Annotated in this window: 22 protein-coding genes, 1 tRNA gene and 1 other RNA gene; 19 read left to right on the top strand and 5 right to left on the bottom strand. The window is 55.4% G+C overall.

The genetic code is table 11. The features are described from left to right. Nucleotides 1-6 precede the first annotated feature (6 nt). Nucleotides 7-3,267 (bottom strand): YhdP family protein, encoded by a 3,261-nt coding sequence (locus tag ACXWTF_RS06910; RefSeq protein ID WP_461714267.1) that lies wholly within the window; start codon nucleotides 3,265-3,267, stop codon nucleotides 7-9. Here ACXWTF_RS06910 and mltG point away from each other — a divergent pair. From mltG to rnpB, 12 genes are all read left to right on the top strand, one after another. Beyond that, entirely contained in the window at nucleotides 3,245-4,141 is an 897-nt protein-coding gene (gene mltG / locus ACXWTF_RS06905; protein WP_461714578.1) for an endolytic transglycosylase MltG, read from the top strand. The genes ACXWTF_RS06910 and mltG overlap by 23 nt on opposite strands. Nucleotides 4,142-4,286: 145 nt before the next feature. After that, the gene (locus ACXWTF_RS06900) at nucleotides 4,287-6,461 is read left to right on the top strand and encodes an NADP-dependent isocitrate dehydrogenase (protein WP_461714266.1); all 2,175 of its coding nucleotides are present in this window, start codon (nucleotides 4,287-4,289) and stop codon (nucleotides 6,459-6,461) included. A 206-nt stretch (nucleotides 6,462-6,667) separates the two neighbouring features. Beyond that, nucleotides 6,668-7,624 carry a malate dehydrogenase gene (mdh, locus tag ACXWTF_RS06895; protein WP_461714265.1) on the top strand — a complete coding sequence of 319 codons (957 nt, stop codon included), beginning with the start codon at nucleotides 6,668-6,670 and terminating at the stop codon, nucleotides 7,622-7,624. Between the two features lies 1 nt (nucleotide 7,625). Continuing rightward, nucleotides 7,626-9,017 (top strand): class II fumarate hydratase, encoded by a 1,392-nt coding sequence (gene fumC / locus ACXWTF_RS06890; RefSeq protein WP_461714264.1) that lies wholly within the window; start codon nucleotides 7,626-7,628, stop codon nucleotides 9,015-9,017. A 70-nt stretch (nucleotides 9,018-9,087) separates the two neighbouring features. Next, nucleotides 9,088-10,257, top strand: a complete 1,170-nt coding sequence (gene sucC, locus ACXWTF_RS06885; RefSeq protein ID WP_461714263.1) for an ADP-forming succinate--CoA ligase subunit beta — start codon at nucleotides 9,088-9,090, stop codon at nucleotides 10,255-10,257. Between the two features lie 3 nt (nucleotides 10,258-10,260). Next, nucleotides 10,261-11,133 (top strand): succinate--CoA ligase subunit alpha, encoded by an 873-nt coding sequence (gene sucD, locus ACXWTF_RS06880; protein WP_461714262.1) that lies wholly within the window; start codon nucleotides 10,261-10,263, stop codon nucleotides 11,131-11,133. Next, on the top strand, nucleotides 11,133-11,441 hold the full coding sequence (locus ACXWTF_RS06875; RefSeq protein ID WP_461714261.1) for a heavy-metal-associated domain-containing protein: 309 nt from the start codon (nucleotides 11,133-11,135) through the stop codon (nucleotides 11,439-11,441). Before sucD ends, ACXWTF_RS06875 begins: the two co-directional genes overlap by 1 nt. A 59-nt stretch (nucleotides 11,442-11,500) precedes the next feature. Beyond that, the gene (locus ACXWTF_RS06870) at nucleotides 11,501-11,818 is read left to right on the top strand and encodes a 4Fe-4S dicluster domain-containing protein (RefSeq protein ID WP_461714260.1); all 318 of its coding nucleotides are present in this window, start codon (nucleotides 11,501-11,503) and stop codon (nucleotides 11,816-11,818) included. A gap of 9 nt (nucleotides 11,819-11,827) precedes the next feature. Further along, nucleotides 11,828-12,982: a 2-oxoglutarate synthase subunit alpha gene (locus tag ACXWTF_RS06865; protein WP_461714259.1), complete on the top strand. Its 1,155-nt coding sequence runs from the start codon at nucleotides 11,828-11,830 to the stop codon at nucleotides 12,980-12,982. Beyond that, nucleotides 12,982-13,836, top strand: coding sequence for a 2-oxoglutarate ferredoxin oxidoreductase subunit beta (locus ACXWTF_RS06860; protein ID WP_461714258.1), 855 nt, complete (start codon nucleotides 12,982-12,984; stop codon nucleotides 13,834-13,836). Before ACXWTF_RS06865 ends, ACXWTF_RS06860 begins: the two co-directional genes overlap by 1 nt. A gap of 11 nt (nucleotides 13,837-13,847) precedes the next feature. Next, on the top strand, nucleotides 13,848-14,411 hold the full coding sequence (locus ACXWTF_RS06855) for a 2-oxoacid:acceptor oxidoreductase family protein (protein ID WP_461714257.1): 564 nt from the start codon (nucleotides 13,848-13,850) through the stop codon (nucleotides 14,409-14,411). 272 nt (nucleotides 14,412-14,683) lie between these two features. Next, an RNA gene (gene rnpB, locus ACXWTF_RS06850) (RNase P RNA component class A) lies at nucleotides 14,684-15,006 on the top strand. Between the two features lie 24 nt (nucleotides 15,007-15,030). Here the strand turns inward: rnpB and ACXWTF_RS06845 are convergent. Next, the gene (locus ACXWTF_RS06845; protein ID WP_461714256.1) at nucleotides 15,031-15,654 is read right to left on the bottom strand and encodes a TetR/AcrR family transcriptional regulator; all 624 of its coding nucleotides are present in this window, start codon (nucleotides 15,652-15,654) and stop codon (nucleotides 15,031-15,033) included. A gap of 218 nt (nucleotides 15,655-15,872) precedes the next feature. Here ACXWTF_RS06845 and ACXWTF_RS06840 point away from each other — a divergent pair, with 218 nt between their 5' ends. Next, entirely contained in the window at nucleotides 15,873-16,493 is a 621-nt protein-coding gene (locus ACXWTF_RS06840; protein WP_461714255.1) for a hypothetical protein, read from the top strand. A 191-nt stretch (nucleotides 16,494-16,684) separates the two neighbouring features. Here ACXWTF_RS06840 and ACXWTF_RS06835 read toward each other — a convergent pair whose 3' ends face one another. Together ACXWTF_RS06835 and ACXWTF_RS06830 are read right to left on the bottom strand one after the other, a co-directional pair. Beyond that, on the bottom strand, nucleotides 16,685-17,365 hold the full coding sequence (locus tag ACXWTF_RS06835; RefSeq protein ID WP_461714254.1) for a copper resistance protein B: 681 nt from the start codon (nucleotides 17,363-17,365) through the stop codon (nucleotides 16,685-16,687). Then, a complete protein-coding gene (locus ACXWTF_RS06830) occupies nucleotides 17,362-19,101 on the bottom strand; it encodes a copper resistance system multicopper oxidase (RefSeq protein WP_461714253.1) in 1,740 nt (579 codons plus the stop codon). Before ACXWTF_RS06830 ends, ACXWTF_RS06835 begins: the two co-directional genes overlap by 4 nt. A gap of 167 nt (nucleotides 19,102-19,268) precedes the next feature. Between ACXWTF_RS06830 and ACXWTF_RS06825 the strand changes: the two genes are divergently transcribed. The 4 genes from ACXWTF_RS06825 (at nucleotide 19,269) to ACXWTF_RS06810 (ending at nucleotide 21,598) form a co-directional block, all read left to right on the top strand. Then, on the top strand, nucleotides 19,269-20,540 hold the full coding sequence (locus ACXWTF_RS06825; RefSeq protein ID WP_461714252.1) for a citrate synthase: 1,272 nt from the start codon (nucleotides 19,269-19,271) through the stop codon (nucleotides 20,538-20,540). After that, a complete protein-coding gene (locus ACXWTF_RS06820; RefSeq protein ID WP_461714251.1) occupies nucleotides 20,540-20,737 on the top strand; it encodes a hypothetical protein in 198 nt (65 codons plus the stop codon). Before ACXWTF_RS06825 ends, ACXWTF_RS06820 begins: the two co-directional genes overlap by 1 nt. Nucleotides 20,738-20,883: 146 nt before the next feature. Then, nucleotides 20,884-21,429, top strand: a complete 546-nt coding sequence (locus tag ACXWTF_RS06815; protein WP_231018057.1) for a response regulator transcription factor — start codon at nucleotides 20,884-20,886, stop codon at nucleotides 21,427-21,429. A gap of 94 nt (nucleotides 21,430-21,523) precedes the next feature. Beyond that, nucleotides 21,524-21,598, top strand: a tRNA-Glu gene (locus ACXWTF_RS06810). Nucleotides 21,599-21,914: 316 nt separating this feature from the next. On the opposite strand, the gene ACXWTF_RS06805 is transcribed toward ACXWTF_RS06810, so the two are convergent. Beyond that, nucleotides 21,915-22,448 (bottom strand): hypothetical protein, encoded by a 534-nt coding sequence (locus ACXWTF_RS06805; RefSeq protein ID WP_461714250.1) that lies wholly within the window; start codon nucleotides 22,446-22,448, stop codon nucleotides 21,915-21,917. A gap of 140 nt (nucleotides 22,449-22,588) precedes the next feature. On the opposite strand from ACXWTF_RS06805, the gene gltX reads away from it, so the two are divergent. After that, nucleotides 22,589-23,887: a glutamate--tRNA ligase gene (gltX, locus tag ACXWTF_RS06800; protein ID WP_461714249.1), complete on the top strand. Its 1,299-nt coding sequence runs from the start codon at nucleotides 22,589-22,591 to the stop codon at nucleotides 23,885-23,887. Further along, nucleotides 23,884-24,180 carry a YggT family protein gene (locus tag ACXWTF_RS06795; protein WP_461714248.1) on the top strand — a complete coding sequence of 99 codons (297 nt, stop codon included), beginning with the start codon at nucleotides 23,884-23,886 and terminating at the stop codon, nucleotides 24,178-24,180. The genes gltX and ACXWTF_RS06795 overlap by 4 nt, the downstream gene beginning before the upstream one ends. Nucleotide 24,181 lies beyond the last annotated feature (1 nt).

Genomic DNA, 24,181 nt, shown 5'->3' with positions numbered 1-24,181 from the left:
TGGATATCAATTAATGGGTGGAGTGCCGGAGGTGATCTGCTGGGTCTCTTTCGCTTTCTTATCCTCTTCGTCGGAACTGTTTTCCAGTTTTTTGAGATAGTGGACGGGGAAATCGAGGGTGCGCTTGAGGATATTGAAGGGGCTGACGATGATATCCTTGGCGATGGTGTTCTCCACCTTGGGGTTGTCGAGCGGCCCGTTGATATTCAGCGTGGTCAGGACGGACTTGTCGTCCCCGACAAGGATGTAACCGACAAGCGGGATCTTTCGGATATTCTCCGCCGCCTGGGTCTTGACGGTCAGCTGCATCTTGATGCGCTCCTTGTTGTAGTCGATGGTCCCCTGACCGGCGAAATCGAGCTCTTTGCTGTCAATCTTGATATTGGATGCCGTCAGGACCCCTTCATGGAAAGCGATTTCGGTATAGGCGGAGTGGACCTTGATCCCTTTGGTCTCATAGGAGGGCAGCGAGAAGGTGACCAGGGCGGGGACGGTGTTGATAAACGCGAAGAGGTTGTTGAAAAGCACGTAGTCGTACACCGTCGTATCGTTGATTTTGGCCAGCCCTTTGAAATCGTTCTTTTCGCCGATGACGTAAAAATCCAGCGTACCGCCCTTAACCTTGGAGAGGTTGAAGAAGTGGTTCATGAAGTCGTCATCAAGGCGGTAGCCGAAGAGGTAGAACTTCTCGCCCTTGACATCGAGTTTGGCGCCGCCCCTGGCTTTGTAGAGCTGTCCCAGGATGTGGTCGGGCCTGTAGTCGATGGTGATGCGGTCGGCTATGGCCCGCCGGTTGCCCGGGAAAAGGATGGCGGTGTCGTTGGCATCGATAAAGATCGACGTGTTCGATTCGCTTGTATTGTCGTCGGTACTGAACTGGTGGTCGCGGTAGAAGCGGGTCAGCTCGGGCTGGCTGAAGGCGACGCCGTTGGAACGGATACGGATGGTGTCGCTGCTGAGGACCCGGATACGGTCGTTGATGGTACAGTCGACGGTGCCGTTTTGCTCGATGCCCCCTTCGAAGCGGTAGGTGTTGACCGGTTTGCCGTCGACGGCGGTCAGCGCGTAGGGGTAATCGACACTTCCTTCAAAGGAGACGGGGTACTCGCCGTTCGGTGACCAGACGGAGATGGTGCTGTCGGTCAGGTTGTAGTCCTGCAGCAGCGGGGAGTGCTTTGTGAGGGCCTCCAGGGAGAAGAAGTGGAGCCGCCAGCCCCGGCCGAGGGTGGAGTAGACCATATTGATCGAGGGGATGACGATGTCGTATTCGTTGTCGATGGGGACGATGTAGACGCTGAACCTGTCCATGTTCTGGAAGAGCCTGCCCAGCCCTTCATCCTCGAGGCGGAAGCTGGAGACATTGAGCTCGGTGGCCATTGTGGCCGGTTCGAAGATCCCCTCGACGGTGCCGGTCAGCTGATGTTCGATCGACACCACGGCGGGGGAGAGCCGGAAAAGGCCGTTGTGCTTCGCGACGGTGAATGGCGAGACGGAGAGGGGCGTCTTGTCCATGTTCCAGCGGGTGGCGGCATCGCTGACTACGCTGAGGTTTTCATCGGCCCGGATACGAAAGAGGGTATGCGGCTGCGCGGTAGAGAAGGTACCGGCCTGCAGCGATGTCAGGTCCAGCAGCAGGTTGGCGGCGGGATGGGCAAGGGTGATTTCACCCTCCACGGTGGCTTGCGCTGTCCGGTCCAGAGCAACGGCGGTTTTGGGGAGCTGGAGGCGCACCTCCTTGAGGTCAAAGGGGGCCGTAAAGGCATCACACGTGAGGTTGTGCTCCATATAGTGCCACCGCGAAGCGTCAAACCGTATGGTGTCGCCGCCCCGGTCGAGACGGTACTCGAAATGCAGCGGGACGGTCGCCGGGGAGAGGGTGATGGGCGCACTGCCGACAGGGTAGCGTACGTCGCCGAGATTGAAGCGGAGCGTACCGTTGTGTTTGGCGGGGTTGAATGCGCCGGTGACGCTGCCCGTCACATTCCCCTCGAACAGCGAGGCTTCCACGGAGCGGAGGGTGACAGCAGAGCCTTTCAGGTCGACGGCGGCCCGGGAGACGTCGATGGGGAGACCGGAGAGGTCGATGCGGCTCTGTGCCGTCCGGAAAGTCGCTTCCGCCGTCGTATGCGCATGGGCGAGGTTGACGGTCAGGCTCAGGTTGGTGTCGGTAACGCCGCGGGTCTGGGTAAAGGGGAGGTCGATACCGTACGAAGCCGTCAGGCGCTGCAGCGGCGGGGTAAAGCGCGCGGCGGTCAGGATGGAAAGCTTCAACAGCGGCTCTTTGCCGCCGAAATCGATGGCAAGACGGGTATCACCGCCCGGCTCCCCGTAAAAAGTGGCATTGTGCGGCAGGATCTTCAGGGTCTTATGTTCAAAGAGGACGGTCACGTCTTCGGCGAGGGCCGGTTCAAACGCCTTGGGGTCATTCGCAAAACGGTAGCGTGCGTTATGAAAGGTAAGCTGACCGAAAAGGTTGTCGAAGGCTTTTGCCGGTGCGGCGAAGGGGAGGGTCGTCTGCAGGGTGTGCAGCATGACCGGCCCGCCCTGGGCCCGGGCGACAATCCACGGCTCGACGTGGTCAGAGAGGTGCAGGGGTTTGACGATCGGCGCGACGCTGGCAAAGGGTTCGGTCGAGAAGGTATTCAGCGTGACGGCGTCGCGGGTAGCATGTACGCCCAAACGCAGGTGGATATCCTTGGCAACGTCGATGCTGCCGCCCAGGTAGAGTTCGCTCAGCTTGGGCCGCAGCACACCCTCAAAACGGAAGGTGCCGTCAAACGTGCTGCTGTCACCGTACAGTTCGACCTTGTAGGCATCCGCGTTTTGCACCGGCAGGAGGAGCATGGAGAGGTGCCCCTGGTCGCGGGAGGCGACGTGCAGGTTACTGCGGTTACGGGGGTCGAAGAAGAGCGAGGCGTTGAGATCGTTCCCGAGCCGGATACGGTCGATGCGGAGCGTGCCGACCCAGTGGTCGTCCAGGTGCCGCAGTACTGCGGCGATGCGCCGTTGGAAGGAGAGGAGGTCGGTGGGTTCCTTGGGAGCGTCGGACGGGGCGAGGGCGATCGTACCGATTTCGACATGGAGTGCATCATCCCACTTCAGGTATAATTTCTCCGCATAGAGGCGGCCGATTTTGAGCTTGCCGAGGTGCAGACCGCTTGAGAGTGTGAGGTAGAGGACAGTGACGACGGCCAAAAAAAGAGCAATGACGGAAGCGATCGTGAAGTGGGTATGTGCAATCGCTCTGCTGATGGCGTTGTCGTTCATCTATTACCTGAATATGGGGCTCACGACATCAAAGGTGCTCTATATTCCCCAGGGATCAATTCGCAAGATTATAACACACCTCGAAACCGCCAACCCGCAGCTTAACCGCCTGGACGCCTTTTTGCTGCGCTTCATCGGCCGCCCCCAGCACGGCTGGATCGACCTGGGAAGCACGGTAATGACCCACGGCGATTTTCTCTACCGTATCACGACCTCCAAAGCGGCGATGAAACCGGTCACCCTGGTGCCGGGGGAGACGACCCATATCTTCTTCACGCAACTTGCGCAGAGCCACGGGCTTGATCCTGTGCGGCTGATGGCGGCGTTCCGGGAACAGAGCCCCTACGAGGAGGGGGCGTTCGTCCCCGACACCTATCAGCTTCCCATCGGTATTACCGAAGCCGACGCGGTGAAGCTGCTGCTGCACTACGCCGAGGCGAAACAGCGCGCCTGGTCGGAGAAGATTTTCGGCCTCTACAACGAACGCAAATGGTACCACTATATAATCACCGCCTCGGTGATCCAGAAAGAGGCGGCGGACAATGCGGAGATGCCGCTGGTCTCCTCGGTCATCGCCAACCGGCTCGCCAAGGGGATGAAGCTTCAGATGGACGGCACGCTCAACTACGGGCCGTACTCCCACGAAAAGATCACCGCCGCACGCATCCGTTCGGACAAAAGCGGGTACAACACCTATCTGAACAACGGCCTGCCGGCCGCGCCGGTCTGCAATGTCGGCTTCGATGCGATCCGTGCGGCGATCTTCCCGGCCAAAACGGAGTACCTCTATTTTACGAAAGGTGCCGACGGAAAGCACCGCTTTACACGTTACTATTCTACACACTTACGCAACATTAACCGTGCTACTAAATGAAACACTAATCCAAAACTTCCCTCCTCCCTTTTTCGATTTTGGCATGAAATGCGATTGAAGTGATATGATGACCCTGTAATTTTCAATCGGCGGTTCTAAAGACGCTTTAGGGATGCCGATAAACTTCACACTTCGAGGATATAGAATGTCTAAAATCATCTGGTCGAAAATTGACGAAGCTCCGGCTTTGGCTACGTACTCGTTCTTTCCGATTGCTTCCAAATTCTGCGCTGAGGGCGGTGTAGAGCTTGAGCAAAGCGATATTTCACTTGCCGGCCGTGTGCTTGCCGCAATGGGCAAAGGTGAAGATGAACTGTCCAAACTGGGAGAGCTTGTCCTGAAGCCTGAAGGTAACATCATCAAGCTGCCGAACATCTCGGCATCTGTCGGTCAGCTCAAAGACTGTATCGCGGAACTCCAGGAGCAGGGTTACGATATCCCGAACTATCCTGAGAACCCGGCGAACGACGAAGAAAAAGCGCTCCAGGCAACGTACAGCACCTGCCTCGGTTCCGCCGTCAACCCGGTTCTGCGTGAAGGTAACTCCGACCGCCGCGCGGCCAAAGCCGTCAAGAACTATGCACAGAAAAACCCGCATAGACTCAAAGCATACGCTGAAAACTCCAAAGCGTATGTCGCGCACATGAACGGCAACGGCGACTTCTACGGTAACGAAAAGTCCGTTACGATGGATAAGGCGCAGAAAGTCACGATCGCACTCAACGGCAGCGAACTGAAAACGATCGATGCCCTCGAGGGTGAAGTCCTCGACGGTACGTTCATGTCCGTCAAAGCGCTGCGTGCGTTCTACAAGCAGACCATCGAAGACGCCAAAGCGAAAGGCGTTATCTGGTCCGTTCACCTCAAAGCGACGATGATGAAGATCTCCGACCCGATCATGTTCGGTCATGGTTTCGAAATCTTCTTCGAAGACGTCTTCGCGAAATACGCGGATACCTTCAAAGAGGTCGGTGTCAACCCGAACCTCGGTATGTCCGACCTTGAGAAAAAGATCAAGGGGCACGCGAAAGAGGCGGAGATCAAAGCGGCATTCCAGGCGGTTGTCGAAGCGGACAGCCCGAAAATCGCGATGGTCGACTCCGACAAGGGTACGACGAACTTCAACGCACCGAACGACATCATTATCGATGCGTCCATGCCGGTTGTCGTCCGCGAGGGCGGTAAGCAGTGGGATCGCAACGGTGACGCGCTCGAGTGTGTTGCGGTTATCCCGGACTCTACGTACGGCATGTTCCACCAGGAGATGGTCGCTGACTGTGTCAAAAACGGCCAGTATGACGTGACGACAATGGGTACAATGCAGAACATCGGTCTGATGGCGCAGAAAGCCGAAGAGTACGGTTCCCACCCGACAACGTTCGAACTCGCCGAAGCGGGTACGGTCACGGTCACGGCGGAAGACGGTACGGTTCTGATGAGCTTCGAGTGTGAAGCGGGTGATATCTGGCGTATGTCCCGTGCGAAAGACATCCCGATCAAAGACTGGATCCGCCTCGCCGTCGAACGCGGCCAGATCGAGCAGATCCCGGTCGTCTTCTGGCTGGACGAGAACCGTGCACACGATGCGCAGATGATCGCGAAGGTCAAGAAGTACCTGCCGGAGTTCAACACGGACGGTCTTGAGATCCACATTATGGACGTTGCATCTGCGACACGCTTCACCAACGAGCGTATCCGTGCCGGTAAAGACACGATCGCCGTTACCGGTAACGTTCTGCGTGACCACCTCACCGACATGTACCCGATCCTCGAGCTCGGCACGTCGGCGAAAATGCTCTCCATCGTTCCGCTGCTCGCGGGCGGCGGTCTGTTCGAAACGGGTGCGGGCGGTTCTGCGCCGAAGCACGTTGACCAGTTCCTCGCTGAGGGTCACCTCCGTTGGGACTCCCTGGGTGAATTCCTCGCCCTGGCCGAGTCACTGCGCATGATCGAGCAGAAGAACCCGAACGCCAAGCTGGCCGAAGTAACGGCAGCGCTTGACGTCGCGAACCAGGAGTACCTTGACAACAACAAGGCTCCGGGCCGCAAAGCGGGCGAGCCGGACAACAAAGCGTCACACTTCTACGTCGCACAGTACTGGGCAACGGCACTGGCGGACTCTTCTGATGCTGAGCTGCAGGCGAAATTTACACCGGTAGCCAAAGCGCTCAAAGAGAACGAAGCGAAGATCATGGAAGAGCTGATGGCTGCCGAAGGCAAAGCGCAGGATATCGGCGGTTACTACCACCCCGATGATGCGAAAGCGGAAGCGGCAATGCGCCCGTCTGCAACGCTCAACGCGATTATCGACGCTATCTGAGTGCGATAACTGTTCCGTTTCGGAACACGGTAGAAAGGTGCGTGTTACCTTTCTACCATTCCAATAGGTTCACGAAGTGGACTTAACCTTATTTTACTTATAATGTACCATCTTCTGCCATGTATGCATAATGGTGTGTGTTCGCACATATTGCTTATGTGTATAGCGGTGCAGAAGAGCCACTTAATCGAAAAGGACTTCAACCAATGAATCAGGGTAAACGTGTTGGAATCGTCGGCGCCGGAAATGTAGGTGCGACTGTCGCGTATTCACTGGCAATGCTCGGGTCATGCCATGAGATCATTCTCCGCGACAACAAAATCGAAGTAGCAAAGGGCAAGGCCCTCGATATGTCTCAGGCGGCGGCAGCGGTCCGCAGCCACACGGTCGTCAGCGTTGCTGAGAGCATGGAAGATCTCACGGACTGCGACGTTGTCGTCGTCACTGCCGGCAGCCCGCGTCTGCCGGGGATGAGCCGCGATGATCTGCTGATGATCAACGCCAATATCACCAAAGAGGTCGTCAGCGGTATCGCGAAATATTCGCCGAACGCGATCATTATTATGGTCTCCAACCCACTCGACGCGATGACCTATGTCGCGCTCAAAGAGAGCGGCTTCGACCGCAGCCGTGTCCTGGGGATGGCCGGTATCCTCGACAGCTCCCGCATGGCGGCGTTCATCCAGGAAAAACTGGGCTACGGCGGCGGACAGATCCGTGCCTCCGTTATGGGCGGCCACGGCGACGACATGGTTCCGCTTCCGCGCTACTCCACTGTTGCGGGCGTCCCGCTCTTCGACCTGCTCAGCGAAGATGAGATCGATGAGATCGTCGACCGTACCCGCCATGGCGGTGCCGAGATCGTCGGATACCTCAAGACCGGTTCCGCCTATTACGCCCCGGCGAAATCCACGGCCATCATGGTCGAAGCGATCCTGAAAGATACGAAGCAGATCCACCCCTGTGCGGTCTACCTCGAGGGCGAATACGGCTACGACGACGTCGTCTCCGGTGTCCCGGTCATGATCGGTGCCAACGGTGCGGAAAAGATCATCGAAGTGACGCTCAACGAGAAAGAGAAAGAGATGTTCGCCCGCTCGTGCAACTCCGTTCAGACCCTGATCGACACCCTGAACGAAAACAAATTCTTTGAGGAGGCCTAATTTGGACTACAGAATCGAAAAGGATACGATGGGGGAGATGCAGGTCCCCAAAGATGCGTACTGGGCTGCCCAGACGCAGCGTTCGATCCAGAATTTCCGCATCGGCGAAGAGACGATGCCTTACGAGATCACCCGTGCGTTTTCCTATCTGAAAAAAGCGGTCGCCCTGGTCAACAAGGACCTCGGCAAGCTTGATGCGAAAAAAGCGGACGCCATCGCCCAGGCGGCGGATGAGATGCTCGCGGGCAAACTCGACGGTAACTATCCGCTCGTCGTATGGCAGACCGGTTCGGGCACCCAGTCGAACATGAACAACAACGAGGTGCTCGCCAACCGCGCGACGGAGATCCTCGGCGGTGACTTCCGCACAGAGAAGCTTGTCCACCCGAACGACGACGTCAACAAGTCCCAGAGCTCCAACGACACCTACCCGACGGCCCTGCACGTCGCTGCCGTCATTGCGGTCGAAGAGCGTCTGCTCCCGGCGATCGCCAAACTCAAAGCGACGCTCCAGGCGAAAAGCGAAGCGTTCGCGGACCTGGTCAAGATCGGCCGTACGCACCTTCAGGATGCAACGCCGCTGACTCTCGGTCAGGAGATCAGCGGCTGGGTCGAAATGCTCGCCAAATCCGAAAAGATGGCCAAAGATTCCCTGGAAGCGGTGCGCGAACTCGCGCTCGGCGGTACGGCAGTCGGTACGGGCCTCAACGCCCACCCGGAACTGGGTGAACGCGTAGCGGCGAAACTGTCCGAACTGACAGGCCACGATTTCGTCACGGCGCCGAACAAGTTCCACGCCCTGACCTCCCACGATGCGCTTGTCTTCGCGCACGGCGCTCTCAAGGCGCTGGCGGCGGACATGATGAAGATCGCCAACGACGTCCGCTGGCTCGCATCCGGCCCGCGCTGCGGCATCGGCGAGATCTCCATCCCGGAAAACGAGCCGGGTTCATCCATCATGCCGGGCAAGGTCAACCCGACGCAGAGCGAAGCGGTCACGATGGTCGCCTGCCAGGTGATGGGGAACGACGCGACGATCGGTTTCGCGGCGTCCCAGGGGAACTTCGAGCTGAACGTCTTCAAGCCGGTCATCGCGTACAACTTCCTGCAGTCCGTCCGCCTGCTCGCCGACAGCATCGTCTCTTTCAACGACAATGCTGCGGTCGGTATTAAGGCGAACGTTGAGAATATCGAGCATTTCCTGAACGACTCTCTGATGCTCGTCACGGCGCTCAACCCGCATATCGGTTACGAGAATGCGGCGAAGATCGCCAAGACGGCGCACAAGAACGGCACGACCCTCAAGGAAGAGGCGGTCAACCTCGGCCTGCTGAGTGCCGAAGAGTTCGATAAGTACGTGGTACCGGGTGATATGATCGCCCCTAAGGCCTAAAGGTCAATGCCGGAAAAAACTAAATTATTTCCGGTAGAAAGCGTAACCCAATAAAGGAGGAGAAGAAAATATGAATATCCATGAATATCAGGCGAAACAGATTTTTGCCAAATACGGCGTACCGACACCGCGCGGTATCGTCGCGAACACACCGGACCAGGCGGTCGCGAATGCTGAAGAGCTGGGCGGGGACGTCTGGGTCGTCAAAGCACAGATCCACGCAGGGGGCCGCGGCCTCGGCGGCGGTGTCAAACTGGCACGTTCCCTGGACGAGGTCCGCGATCTCGCAGGCCAGATCCTCGGCATGACGCTGGTCACACACCAGACAGGCCCGGAAGGAAAACTGGTCCAGAAGGTCTACATCGAAGAGGGAGCGGACATCAAAGACGAGCTCTACCTCGGTGTGGTCCTTGACCGTGCAAAAGAGATGCCTGTCATCATGGCCTCCACCGAAGGCGGTATGGAGATCGAGAAGGTTGCCGAAGAGACCCCGGAGAAGATCGTCAAAGTTGCGATCGACCCGACCATCGGTTTCCAGGGCTTCCACGGCCGCGAACTGGCTTTCGGCCTCGGTCTTCCGAAAGAGGAGCAGGGCAAGTTCATCAAATTTGCCGCGGCACTCTACAACGTCTATATGGAAAACGACGCAGAGATGATCGAGATCAACCCGCTGATCAAAACCGGCGCGGGCGACTTCCTCGCACTCGACGGCAAGATGGGCTTTGACGACTCTGCACTGGGCCGTCACCCGGACATCGAGGACATGCGTGACATCTCCGAAGAGGATGCAGACGAGCGCGAAGCAAGCCGCTTCGGTCTCTCCTATGTCTCCCTCGACGGCGAGATCGGCTGTATGGTCAACGGTGCAGGTCTGGCAATGGGTACGATGGATACCATCAACTATATGGGCGGTACCCCGGCGAACTTCCTGGACGTCGGCGGTAAAGCGAACGCGGAAACGGTCGCGAAGGGCTTTGAGATCATCCTCAAAAACCCGAGCGTCAAAGCGATCTTCGTCAACATCTTCGGCGGTATCGTCCGCTGTGACCGTATCGCCAACGGTATTCTTGAGGCCACGAAACTGGTTGACGTCCACGTCCCGGTCATCGTCCGCCTCGACGGTACGAACGCCCCGGAAGCGGCGGAGATCCTCAGAAACGCCAACATCGCGAACGTTATCGCAGCAGTTGACCTTGCAGACGGTGCAGCCAAAGCCGTCGCAGCAGCGAAAGGAGAGTAATTAATGTCAATTCTTGTAAACAAAGATACCAAAGTTATCGTTCAGGGTTTCACAGGGAAAGAGGGTACTTTCCATGCTGAGCAGTGTATCGCCTACGGCACGCAGATCGTCGGCGGTGTCACACCGAACAAAGGCGGCCAGGAGCACCTGGGCAAGCCGGTTTTCAACACGGTCAAAGACGCGGTTGACACGACAGGTGCAACCGTCTCCATGATCTTCGTCCCGCCGGCATTCGTCGGTGACGCCGTCATGGAAGCGGCGGACGCAGGGATCGAGCTGGCGGTGATTATTACCGAAGGCGCACCGGTCCGTGACATGATGTACGCGAAAATGTACGCATCGAAAAAAGGCATGAAGACGATCGGGCCGAACTGCCCGGGTATCATCACCGCCGAAGAGTGCAAGATCGGGATCATGCCGGGCATGATCTTCAAAAAAGGGAACGTCGGCCTGATCTCCAAGTCCGGTACCCTGACGTATGAAGGCGCGAACCAGGTCGTCAAGCAGGGCTTCGGTATCACGACAGCCGTCGGTATCGGCGGTGACCCGATCATCGGACTTTCCTACAAGCAGCTGCTCCCGCTCTTCGAAGCGGACCCGGAAACGGAAGCGATCGTCATGATCGGTGAAATCGGTGGTGACTTGGAAATTCAGGCAGCCGCATTTATTAAGGAAAATATTACCAAGCCGGTAGTAGCTTTCATTGCGGGCCAGACGGCGCCGAAGGGCAAACGTATGGGCCATGCCGGTGCGATCGTCTCCGGTGCAGCCGGTACGGCAGCCGAGAAGATGGCGGCACTCGAAGCGGCAGGCGTCAAAGTCGTCGTTTCGCCGGCAGAGATCGGTAAAGCGGTCGCAGAGGTTCTTTCAAAATAATGAAAGAGAGTGTCACCGTCGCCAATGTCCGCTGTAGCGGTTGTGCGGCGACGATTACCAAGGCACTCGAAGCAGAAGGGTTTACATCCGTTGAAGTCGATTTAACGTGTGAGCCTCGTATCGTAACAGCAGAAGTTGCGGACGAGGCGCGATCAGCACTTTTCAAATCGATTTTACGAAGGCTGGGCTATCCTCTTACACAAGAGCAGGTCAGCGGTCTGGACGCAGCGGGACTGAAAGCGAAGAGCTTCGTCTCCTGCGCCGTCGGAAAATTTTCAACCAAAAGCGAAGAGCAGGGATCCTCATAAAGGACTCTTAGGAGCCTTTTATGAGATCCCTTATCTCGCAAATAAATGGAGGAGTATTAATGTTTCAGACTGAAAAACCGGGTGACGTCCCTGTCTGGGTCAACACCAACAACTGTAAAGCATGTGATATCTGTGTTTCCGTCTGCCCTTCGGGCGTTCTGGGGATGCGTTATGAACCGACATCTACACTGGGTGCGATGATCTCCATCGACCATCCCGAAGCGTGTATCGGCTGTAACGAGTGTGAACTCACATGTCCGGACTTTGCGATTTATGTTGCAGATAAGAAAGAATACAAATTTGCGAAGCTGACAGATGATGCAAAGGCTCGCCAGGCGGCGATCGTTGCTAACAACTATATGTCACTTGATCAGTAAGGAGCAGGAATGTCAAGAATTGTAATTTCAACAGGTAACGAACTGGCGGCGAAAGCGGCCGTTGATGCCGGCGCACGTTTCTTCGGCGGTTATCCGATTACACCGTCTTCCGAAGTTATGCACGAGGCATCCGACCTGCTGCCGGCAGTCGGCGGCGTCGCCATCCAGATGGAAGACGAGATCGGCGGTATCTCCGCAGCCCTCGGTGCTTCTATGACAGGTACGAAGTCGTTCACGGCGACATCCGGCCCGGGTATCTCCCTCAAAGCGGAACAGATCGGTCTGGGCTTCATCGCCGAGATCCCGCTCGTTATCGTCAACGTTATGCGTGGTGGTCCGTCAACCGGTCTGCCGACACGTGTTTCCCAGGCGGATATCGGCCAGGCAAAGTACCCGACACATGGTGACTACGCCTCCATTACCCTCTGTGCAGGTTCCCTGACAGAGTGTTATACGCAGACGGTCCGCGCTTTCAACCTTGCGGAAAAATACATGACGCCGGTCTTCATGCTCCTGGATGAGACGATCGGTCACATGCACGGTAAAGCGGAGCTCCCGGACCTCGAAGAGGTCGAAGCAAGCATCGTTAACCGCGCGACCTTCGACGGTGCGCCGGAAGACTACCGCCCGTACGACGCTCCGATGAACGAGCCGGCGGTCCTGAACCCGATGTTCGAAGGGTACCGCTACCACGTGACGGGTCTGCACCACGGACCGACAGGCTTCCCGACGGAAGATGCGGAACAGTGCGAATTCAACATCGAACGCCTCACCGGCAAGATCAACACGGTCGCTGCGCAAAACGACGGCCTTGACGATCTCCCGGATTATGAAGAGGTCCTGATGGACGACGCGGAAGTCTGTATCATTGCCTACGGTTCCATCGCACTCGGTGCCTTCGAAGCGGTTCAGAAACTGCGTGCAGAAGGGATCAAAGCCGGTCTCTTCCGCCCGATCATGATGTGGCCGAGCCCGGAAGCCGAGATCCGCAAGATCGGTGAACGCTTCGGTGACAAGATCATGGTGACCGAGCTGAACATGGGTCAGTACTCTACGGAAATCGAACGTATTGTTCGCCGTAACGATTTCACGCGCCTGCTCAAAGCAAACGGTCGCCCTATCGCGCCGGCAGAGATGGTGGCAAAAGTTAAGGAGATGATGTAATGGCTTTTAACTACGACAAATACCTTCGTGTAGACAAGATGCCGACACTCTGGTGTTGGGGCTGTGGTGACGGTGTCATCCTTAAAGCGACGATCCGTGCGATCGAGAAGATGGGCTGGGACATGGACAAAGTCTGTGTCGTTTCCGGTATCGGCTGTTCAGGACGTTTCAGCTCTTACATTAACTGTAACACGATCCACACGACGCACGGTCGTACCGTTGCATACGCAACCGGTGTCAAGCTTGCAAAACCGCAGGCGCACGTGATCGTTGTTGCCGGTGACGGTGACGGTCTGGCGATCGGTGGTAACCACACGATCCACGGATGCCGCCGTAACATCGATATGAACTTTATCCTGATCAACAACTTCATCTACGGTCTGACAAACTCCCAGACGTCTCCGACGACACCGCAGGGTATGTGGACGGTCAGCCAGAAGAACGGTAACATCGACCCGACCTTCGACGCCTGTGCGCTCGCAATCGGTGCCGGTGCGACATTTGTTGCCCGCGAATCCATGCTGGATCCGAAGAAACTCGAGAAGATCCTTGTCAAAGGCTTCAGCCATAAAGGGTTCTCTTTCTTCGACATCCTGTCCAACTGCCATATCAACCTCGGCCGTAAGAACAAAATGGCGAGTGCGATGCAGAACCTGGAGTGGATCGACAGCATTACAACCCCGCTGCGCAAATGGGAAGCGCTCTCTGATGAAGAGAAGAAAAATATCTTCCCGACAGGCGTCCTTAAAGAAGTTCAGGAGCCTGAGTACTGCGAATCTTATGACGAGATCAAAGCGGCGGCACAGGGCAAGCGTGCGAAACTGACGCAAGACGACTTCGAGAAAAAGATCTAAGGAGACATGAAATGAGACATACATTGCGCTTTACCGGTGTAGGCGGGCAGGGGGTTCTCCTCGCCGGCGAGATCATGGCGGCCTGTAAGATCAAAGACGGTGGTTTTGGTCTGAAGACAGCGACCTATACGTCCCAGGTCCGCGGCGGACCGACCGTTGTTGACATTACGCTTGACGATGAAGAGATCCGCTACCCGTACGCGAACGAAGGCGAGATCGACTTCATGCTTTCCGTTGCGGACGTCAGCTATCAGTCTTTCAAGAAAGGTGTAAAGCCGGGCGGCGTTATCGTTGTCGACCCGAACCTCGTTCACCCGACAGAAGAAGACCGTCAAACATGGAAGATCGTTGAGATCCCCATTATTACGATCGCAAAAGAAGAGGTCGGAAACGTGATTACGCAGTCCGTCGTCGCGATGGCGATTGCCAACCAGATCACAAGCGTTCTCAATCCGGAGTCCCTGCAAGAGGTTATGCTCTCCAAAGTACCGAAAAAAGTACACGAAGCGAACCTCAAAGCGTGGGAACTCGGCGTCAAGTACGCTATCGAGTCCGGCGTTACGCTCGCAGCGTAAGGAGAAGGGCGGCTCCGCGCCGCTTTTTTTTGACCTCATATCTAATATTATATAATATATTATATAGCCGTTGATCCCTGGAAAGAGAAGAGGGCGCCGCTGTCTGTAAGCGGGCGGCACAAGCATCGCCCCGACGATGCCAATTTGCCATCCATCCTCACTGCATAGTACAGGGGACAAAGAACAGGGTGGATAATTGAAAAGCCGGAAGCCGATGTGATATTATATAATATGTTATATACGCCGATCCGTTCTCATATGCTATAATATCACCGGTACAACGCGCGATAGCTTGATTTTCAAGAGGAAAGTCCGGGCTGCCGTAAGACAGGGCTCCATCTAACGGATGGCCGGCGCAAGTCGAGGGACAGTGCAACAGAGAGCAGACCGCCGCGTAAGCGGTAAGGGTGAAACGGTAGGGTAAGAGCCTACCAGTTCCGCCAGCAATGGCGGAAGCTATGTAAACCCAGCCTGGCAGCAAGAAACAGATGGTAAGCGTCTTACACTGCTTTTGTTTCGCTGGAGGCACCCGGTAACGGGTGCAGTAGATAAATTATCGCATCAACAGAACCCGGCTTACCGTTGTACCTCTTTCCCCCTACATCATCCCCATATACCCTTATTCACTGATCGAAGACCAGAAGAGGTCGAGCTGCTTTTCAAATGCCGTTGAAAGGGCAGTCGTGGACGCCCCGTCAGCCTTCAAGAGGCTCACCTGGAGACGGAGGTAAAAGAGTTGTCCCAGGAAGGCGTTGGCAAGCGTCATAGGGTCGTTGGAACGGATGAGCCCCTCCTGCATCATAATGAAAAAACCCGACGAAAGCAGTTTAACGTTCGCGTCATGAAACTCCTGTCTGAAACCGCTGCGAAGTACGTCGTTCTGCATCAGTTCAATGAGCATGAAACGGAAGAGTTTTTCGTATTTTTTATCGAAGGTCATCAGCTTGAATTCGGTCATGAATTTATGCAAAAACGACTTCCCTTTTTTGGCATTCTGCTGGACGAACTCCTCCGTTTTCTGATGGGCAAAAGGGGAGGCGAAAACCCTGCCGGCCACGGCAAGAAAGATCGCCTCTTTATTGGCATAATGGTTATAAAGCGCACTCTCCCTTATCCCGACTTTTGCAGCGATTTTACGTACCGATGCGCCTTTATAGCCATACTCGGCGAAGAGATCCATCGCCGCTTCCTCGATCAGCTTCTTCGTGTCGCCACCCTTTTTAAACTCCCTGTTTTCGGGCATTTCAGTCTCCTTATTAACGATTGTTCATCATTTGGAAAGTGTATATGAACATCCGTTAATTTATTCTTAAATCAAAGTGAACAAATGTTCTTTTGTTGGCATGGTTAAATTAACATATGTTCATTTGTACTGACGGCAGGCAAGGGTGCTTCCGCTATAATGATCCGAGGATTCAAGCGCATTTTTAAGGGTTTGATATATTTAAATATGGAGTGAGAATGAAACAGCTCTTTCTTAGCATCATGACCACTATTATTGCCGGCTGCAGCTCGCCCTCTATTATAGAAAAGAGTGATGGGCTTCTGGGGCTGGAAATTGGCCAGGATCGCCTGGTGGTCACAACGGAAAAGGTAACCGAAGATCGTATCGGTATGCAGAACCTGACGATCAGACGGACGCTGTATGCAGTGCAGGGCGGACGGCATGTCGTGTACGAACTGGCCGTCACCCAGCCGCCTTATCGTTACCACTATGATCTCAAGCGCTCGCTTGATCTTATTTTTGAAGCCAGGAAGGTGGTACAGATAGACCGTATCGGCAATCTAGGTTTCTTTGCCATAGCGTTAAACGAAGATGCTGTGCTGTTGGCGATTGCGCAGAACATGCATAAGCGCGGAATCAAGATGATCTACGGCCTCAGTGCGACTCAGATGGCACAAGCCCTTGAGCAGAGCGGCAGTATCCGTAGAGAGGCGCTGGAGGCTTTTGAAGACGTCATAACGCTCCCGGGGGGCAGATCCGCGTTTAAAAGCCGATGGGTGCCGAAACTGCTGATCCTGGACGGATTGATCACACGTCCGGCAGTGCACCCGGTGCCCAAACCGTCCCTGCGAAACTAGCTTTTTGTGGGGCACCATTGCCATATTATTTAATAAAATATTTTATATTAAATAATGTCTTATGTCTTCATGGCTCTTAGGAGATAGGGCAGATAGATTGTAAAAAATATTTTCAAGAGAATATACATTATGTTAACTAGATAATATTCAATATTACAAATAGGCACTTCTGTTCACTCCGCGCCCCGCTCTTAGAACCAGAAGCGTATACCGGCGACCGCCTGCATCTCGTCTATAGGTGCGTATTTTCTTGTGTTGCCGATTGTCGCAGCATATGAAATGCCGACATAGGGTGCGAATTCCCGTATAAACTCGTAGCGCAGCCTTAGTCCCGTTTCGATCGAGGAGAGACCGGCCCCTGCTCTCAGCTCTTCGACGTCACTGCTGTAGGCTTGCAGTTCGATGCGTGGCGTCAATACCAAACGCTGCGTCAGCAGCATCTCGTATTCTGCTTCGGCATTGAGCGCCACGGCCTGGTCGTTGACCATCAGCCGCAGACGTGTTTCAAAATAGTACGGGACAAGCCCCTGTAGGGCCACTACTCCCCAGCCAACGCTTTTTCCGTCGGCGGTATCTGCTTCCGCGCCGATCTGTATATCCCAAAACGGTGCTACGGCGCGGCTGTAGAGCAGCTCGTTCTGGCTTTCGCTCTCGCCGGGCTCTTCACTCCCCTCGCTGTAGAAATAGGCTTTGTCAAGATCGTAGCCGGCGTAAGCGGAAACGTCCCACACCAGACGCTCCCACCTGTTCCACTTCCCCGAAGCCGTTTCCAGGCGGTCGGCAAGCAGCGTCGCGCGCAGGGGATCGTCGTTCATTTCCGCGAAAAGGGAAGCGGCAAGCAACAGCGCCGCGGCATATGGCATCGCTCTCATAAGACCACCTCCACTTTTCGGAACATTCCGGGCATATGGTAGAGCATGTGGCAGTGATAGGCCCAGGCCCCTTCGGCATCGACGGTCACCCGGTAGCTGATTTTGCTGCCGGGCTGCACCAGCACCGTATGTTTGCGCACCAGGCGGGCCTCGTCGCCCGTCTCCACGTCGCTCCACATGCCGTGCAGATGCATTGGGTGGATCATCATCGTGTCGTTGACGAAGGTGATGCGGAGCCGTTCGCCGAAATGAAACGTCAGCGGGGCCGCGTCGGCATACCTGATGCCGTTGATCGACCACATATACCGTTCCATGTTGCCCGTCAGGTGCAGCACGATCTCCCGGTCGGGCGGCGGGGCGTCGGCGGTGGAGTAATAGTTGCGCAGATCGGCGTAGGTCAGCACCCTTCTGCCGTTCTCCCGCAGCCCTACGCCCGGATCGTCCAGCCGGTAGCGCGGGTTGGCCGCTTGCATCGTCGTCCCGACGCCCCGCCGCATCGGAAGCGGGGTGATCGGCCAGCTGCGCTTCTCCTCCTTCGGCATCTGCATGCCTCCACCACACTTCATGGCGCCCGTATCGGTACCACCCTCCCCGGTCATGCCGCCCATACCCATATCGGCCATCGTCAGGGGCTGGGGAGGATCTATCGACGGCCGCGCGGCATGCATCTTCGCTTTGGGGGCAAGGGTCGCTGCGGCATATCCCGAGCGTTCGATGCTCTGCGCAAAGATGCAGTAGGCCCGCTCTTCGGGCGTTACGATCACATCGTAGGTCTCCGCGACGGCGATGCGGAATTCATCGACTTCCACGGGCTTCACCGGGTTGCCGTCCGCCGCGACGACCGTCATCTTCAGGCCGGGGATGCGGACATCGAAGATCGTCATCGCTGACTGGTTGACAAAACGCAGCCGTATCTTTTCGCCGGTTTCAAAAAGCGCATGCCAATCCTCCGCGTCCGTGAATCCGTTGAGCAGATAGGTATAGGTATAGCCTGTGACATCCGACAGGTCCCTGTCGCTCATGCGCATCCGGTTCCACATCGCGCGGTGCTGCAATGCATCCCAAAACCCTTCGGTCCTCATTTCGCTTATGAAATCGCCCGCGGTGCGCTGGTTGAAGTTGTAATAGTCACTGTACAGCTTGAGTTTCCGGTAGATCGTTTCGGGTTTTTCGTCGCTCCAGTCAAACAGCGAGACAACGTAGTCGCGGTCGCTGACGACGGGGTCTTCGTCCTTCGGGACGATGACAAGCGTGCCGTGAACGCCGCTCTGCTCCTGAAAACCGGTATGCGAGTGGTACCAGAACGTTCCGCTCTGGCGCACGGCAAAACGGTACGTGAACGTCTCTCCGGGGGCAATACCCTTGAAGCTGATGTCGGGGACACCATCCATTTGAAAGGGGAGGATGATACCGTGCCAATGGATGGAGCTCGACACCGGGAGGTTGTTCGTAACATGGATCGTCACGGTATCGCCCTCGCGCCATTTGAGCGTCGGCCCGGGGAGCATGCCGTTGACCGTTGTCGCCAGCACAGCGGAGCCGCTGACGTTGACAACGGTGCGTTCAAGTGTCAGGAAAAACTCCGTTCCTTCAAGCATGAGGCTCTCCCGGCGGTTGACCGGAGCGGGTGCACTCCCCCCTTCCCCAGCGGACAAGAGCGTTCGGGCCAGGACGGTGGAAACCGCCATGCCCTGGAGGAATCGGCGTCTTTGTATCGTAGCAGGATGATCGTCCATGACTGCTCCTTCTGGAAGTATGATACCCCTATAATGTGTACGCACCGTGCACAAAGCCGCATCGGCTCAACGCACCCTGAACGGGAAAGCAAAAGATCTTCCGATAATGGCGCTTTGCGCTTGTTTTCAGGTATCCTTTGGAAAAATACTTTAGCAAGGAGCACGCGATGGCTACGGTGACTTTAACAGACAATCGAAACGGGAACACCTACGAATTCAGCATCATGCACCCTACCATGGGTCAGGATGTGATCGATATTCGGGACCTTTTCAAACAGACGGGTATGTTTACCTACGATCCCGGTTTTACGTCGACGGCCAGCTGCAGCTCTACGATTACCTATATAGATGGGGCGAAGGGCGAACTGCGTTACCGCGGTTACCCGATTGAAGAGCTGGCGATGGAGAAAAGCTACCTGGAGGTGTGCTATCTTCTGCTCAACGGTGAACTCCCCTCCCCGGAAGAGCTTGCGGCATACGATTACGAATTCCGCAAAAGGGCGTACGTGCATGAAGGGTTGAAGAACCTCTTTTACTCTTTCCCGGACAATGCCCATCCCATGGCGATGCTCTCGTCCGCCGTATCGGCGCTTTCGACCTTCTATTCGGAACACATCATGATGCGCAATGAAGAGGACCTGCAGGTGATGCGCCGCCGGCTGCTGGCCAAGGTCCCTACCCTGGCGGCCTTCGCCTACCGGCGCTCCCTGGGGATCCCTTTTATCTATCCCGACCTTGAGCGCTCCTTTACCGAAAACTTTCTCTACATGATCCACGCCTACCCCGGGCAGAATCTGAAGATCCCGGAGGTGCAGGTGCGTGCGCTTGATACGATCTTTACCCTCCATGCCGACCATGAGCAGAACGCCTCGACGACGGTGGTCCGTTCCGTTGCATCGACCGGGGCGCACCCCTATGCCGCGATCACGGCGGGTATCAATGCCCTGTGGGGACGGGCCCACGGCGGGGCGAACGAATCGGTTATCGCACAGCTCGAATACATCGGTTCCGTCGACCGTGTGGATGAGTTCATCGCCCGTACGAAGGACCCCAATGACGATTTCAGACTGATGGGATTCGGTCACCGTGTCTACAAGAACTTCGATCCCCGTGCCAGGATCCTGAAGAAACTGCTTGACGAAATGAAAGACGAGCTTGATGTCGACAGCGAACTGCTCCAGATTGCCGAAAAGATCGAAGCGGTCGCCCTCAGCGACGACTATTTTATTTCCCGCAAGCTCTATCCCAACATCGACTTCTATTCGGGGCTTATCCTGACGGCGCTCAAAATCCCCAAAGAGATGTTTACGATTATCTTTGTGATAGGCAGAACGGTCGGATGGTTGGCACAGTGGTTAGAATTCCATGCCGATGCGGAAAAAAAGATCGCCCGTCCGCGTCAGCGCTACATCGGACCGGAAACAAGGAGTTTATCTTAGTGAGTACGAAACAGGAACTGATCAACGACATCGAAAAACTGCTTAATGGGTACGGCGGCACGACCCATATCAACCCGGATATGCTCGCATTTATGGACGAGCAGACCCTCAAATCCATCATCGCCTCCCTCCTCGAACAGAAGGAAAAAACGGTCGAATCCAACCTCGAATGGCTCGAGCAATTTAAAAAATATTGATTTTTCCCATAAATTTAAGTTTGTGTAATTTAATTGTTACTATAATTTTGCAACGTAATATCACGAGTAAACAATTTTAATTCTGTTAACGTTGTTTGCTGATAACAGTGTAAAATACAGACAGAAATCATCATGAGGAAACAGAAATGAAAAATGTTGACCTGGTTCAGCTGACCGAAGAGACGAAAAAGATGAGTGCGATGGTCGTTGAAGACGAAGCAGTTGCAAACGAACTGCTCAGCTCAACGTTCAAGAACTTCTTTAAGGATGTCACATCCGCATTCAATGGTAAAGAAGCCCTGGAGCTTTTCAAAGAGAAAAAACCGGATATCGTCTTTGTTGACATTATCATGCCGGAAATGGACGGGATCGAGCTTGCACGCAAGATCCGTGAGATGAACCCGCAGCAGATGGTCGTTGTCATCTCTGCAAGCAACGATATCCAGAAGATCTCCGAGACGATCGAGATCGGTGTCAACAGCTTCATCCAGAAGCCGATCGATACGAAAAAGATCATCGAGCTCCTTCAAAATGTCACCAACATGGTCAAACGCAAGAAAAAGGTTGAAACGAAAACCTTCTCCATCTCCCTGCCCCTTGACCTGTATGACCTTGTCAACGACAACGCCAAAGCGGAGAGCATCTCTAAAAATGCCGTCATTATCCGCGCCCTCCGCGAATTCTATATGTAATTCCATCTAAATGCCGCAACTTTGCGGTATTTAAGAGATTGTTAAGCGACCCGGAAATATAATTTCGGCTCAACAAAATTGTTGTTACACAGAAGGCCCCATCGTCTAGCGGTTAGGATCCCAGATTTTCATTCTGGTTACCGGAGTTCGAGTCTCCGTGGGGTCACCACTTCCTATCTCACTTTTTTACTTTCTTGCAATTCTTTGTTTATTTTTATGCCTGGACTTTCCATTGCCAAAAGAAGCTGCTTTTTATTCCGGATGGAGTAGATTGTTCTCAATACAACACAATATGAATTCAGAGGACAATCCACATGACACCGGGAGAAATTATTCTAGGAGTTATCGCACTTTTTGCCGTTTTTTTAGGGGTTGGAACCATTCAATACAATAACTGGCGGTACAAGGAAGAAGAGCGGCAACGCCGCGAGTAGTTTTCTACCCCTTTCTGGGCCGCCGTCCCGTCGTGAACCGGGTCACGCTCTCTACTGCATCGAACGGAGGGCGAGATTGCCCATTTTCTCGAGGTAGGGATGTACACCCTCTTCTCCCGAGACCGTCTTTTTCAGTTCGTCAAGAAAATAGGCCTGCGTCGCTTCGTCGGCGAGGCTGAAGGCGTAGAGGACCCACTCGGCGGTTGCCCCCTCCATCCCTTCGAGTGCATACGCCTGGTCAAAGGCAAAATCCGGGGGCAGCAGGGAGATCACCGAACGGTAGAACGCCGGCAGATCGTAGCGGACAAGCTGCTGCAGTGTCTCCGTATCGATGGTCGCATCGACCTCTTCGATATCGGCCATGCCGACGACCAGCGTTTTGCCGAAGAGCAGTTTCTCACCGAGTAAAAAACCTTTGTGCCCTTTTTCGAACGCTTCGCCGCCGCTGTAGACCATATGATCGTTCAGCAGGGCGTTGCCGTCGACAAGCAGGGAACCGAAAAGGGTGTAGAGGCTGTGGGGCTGTCCGTCGAAATCCTGGACGGAAACGGATTGGGTGTCGGGGTCAATCAATAGTGCTTTCATAGCGACAGTCTACCCCATTTTACATGGCGGGCGGCTAATACCCGGGGAGTATGACGGGGCATAATACAGTTAAATGTGATAGGTGCCTCCGCCATTAAGCTTGTTTTGTTAATATTTCACAAAAAAATCAGGAACGTTTCATGCTGCGTTTTGCCCCAAGCCCTACAGGAGATATGCACATCGGGAACCTGCGCGTTGCCCTTTTCAACGCCCTCCTCTCCCGCCAGCGTAATGAACCCCTCATCATCCGGATCGAAGATACGGACAAAGAGCGGAACATTGAAGGGAAGGACAAGGAGATCCTGCAGATCCTGGCCCTTTTCGGCATCGAATACAGCGACGTTATCTACCAGAGCAACAACCTGCGTTTTCACCGCGCCATGGCGATCCAGCTGCTGCAGGAGAAGAAGGCATTCAACTGTTTCTGTACCCCTGAAGAGCTTGACCGCAAGCGCGAACTGGCCAAGGAGCAGAAAAAGCCCTTCCGCTATGACGACGCCTGTACGCATCTCCCGCCCGAAGCGACGATCGACAACGAGAACCCGTTTACGGTCCGCCTGAAGCGCCCCGATGCACCGATCACGGTCGAGGATATCATCAAGGGTTCGGCGACGTTCGACCCGGTGGATATCGACAGCTTCATCATCCTGCGCGCGGAAAAGTACCCAACCTACAACTTCGCCTGCGCCATCGACGATATGCTCGGCGACATCTCCCTGGTCATCCGCGGCGAGGACCACTTCTCAAACACCTCCAAGCAGATCGCGATCCGCGATGCTCTGGGGTATGACAAGAAGGTCGAATACGCCCACCTGCCCATCATCCTCAACGACGAGGGCAAAAAGATGAGCAAACGCGATAACGCTTCCAGCGTCAAATGGATGCTCGAAGAGGGGTTCCTGCCCGAAGCGATCGCCAACTACCTCATTCTTATCGGTAACAAGACGCCTGAAGAGGTCTTTACGATGGCCGAGGCGGTGGACTGGTTCGATCTTAAAAACATCTCCCGTGCCCCGGCGCGGTTCAGCATCGACAAACTGCGCCATATCAACCGCGAACATCTCCGCCGCATGGAGGACAAAGAGCTCTCGCGCTATGTCGGGTTTGCCGACGACTCCATCGGCAGGCTGGCCAAACTCTACCTGGAAGAGGCCAGCACGACGAAGGAGCTCAAGGCAAAGGTTTCAGCGGTCTTTGCCCCGAAAGAGATCCCGGATGAGTTCGCCGAGAGTGCCGAGGCGATCCGCGCTGCCATCAAAGCGGCGCCCTACTTCGAAGCGTTTGACGACCTGAAGCAGCATGTCGTCGACACGACGGGTATCAAGGGCAAACAGCTCTTCAAATCCCTGCGCCTGCTGTTGACCGGCGCCGAACACGGTCCGGAACTGGCCGACGTCTATACGGAGATCAGATCCTACCTCGGGGAGATCGTCAAATGAGTACGCTCGGCAGTATCGTCTCCGGTCTCGGCGGCATCGTCCACACCCTCATCAACGTCTACATCTGGGTCGTCATCATCGCCGCCCTGCTCACCTGGGTGCGCCCCGACCCGACCAACCCCATCGTGCAGGTGCTGTACCGCCTGACCGAACCGGCATATAGCCTGCTGCGCCGCTACGTCCCGACCGTCTTTAACGGTATCGACCTGGCCCCGCTCATCATTATTATCGGACTGCAGGTCATCGACGTCATCTTCGTCCGCCTGGTCTACGCGTTGGCAGGTGCGCTCTAAC

The sequence above is a fragment of the Thiomicrolovo sp. ZZH C-3 genome, assembly GCF_054862725.1.
This window is presented reverse-complemented; position numbering and strand designations above follow the sequence as displayed.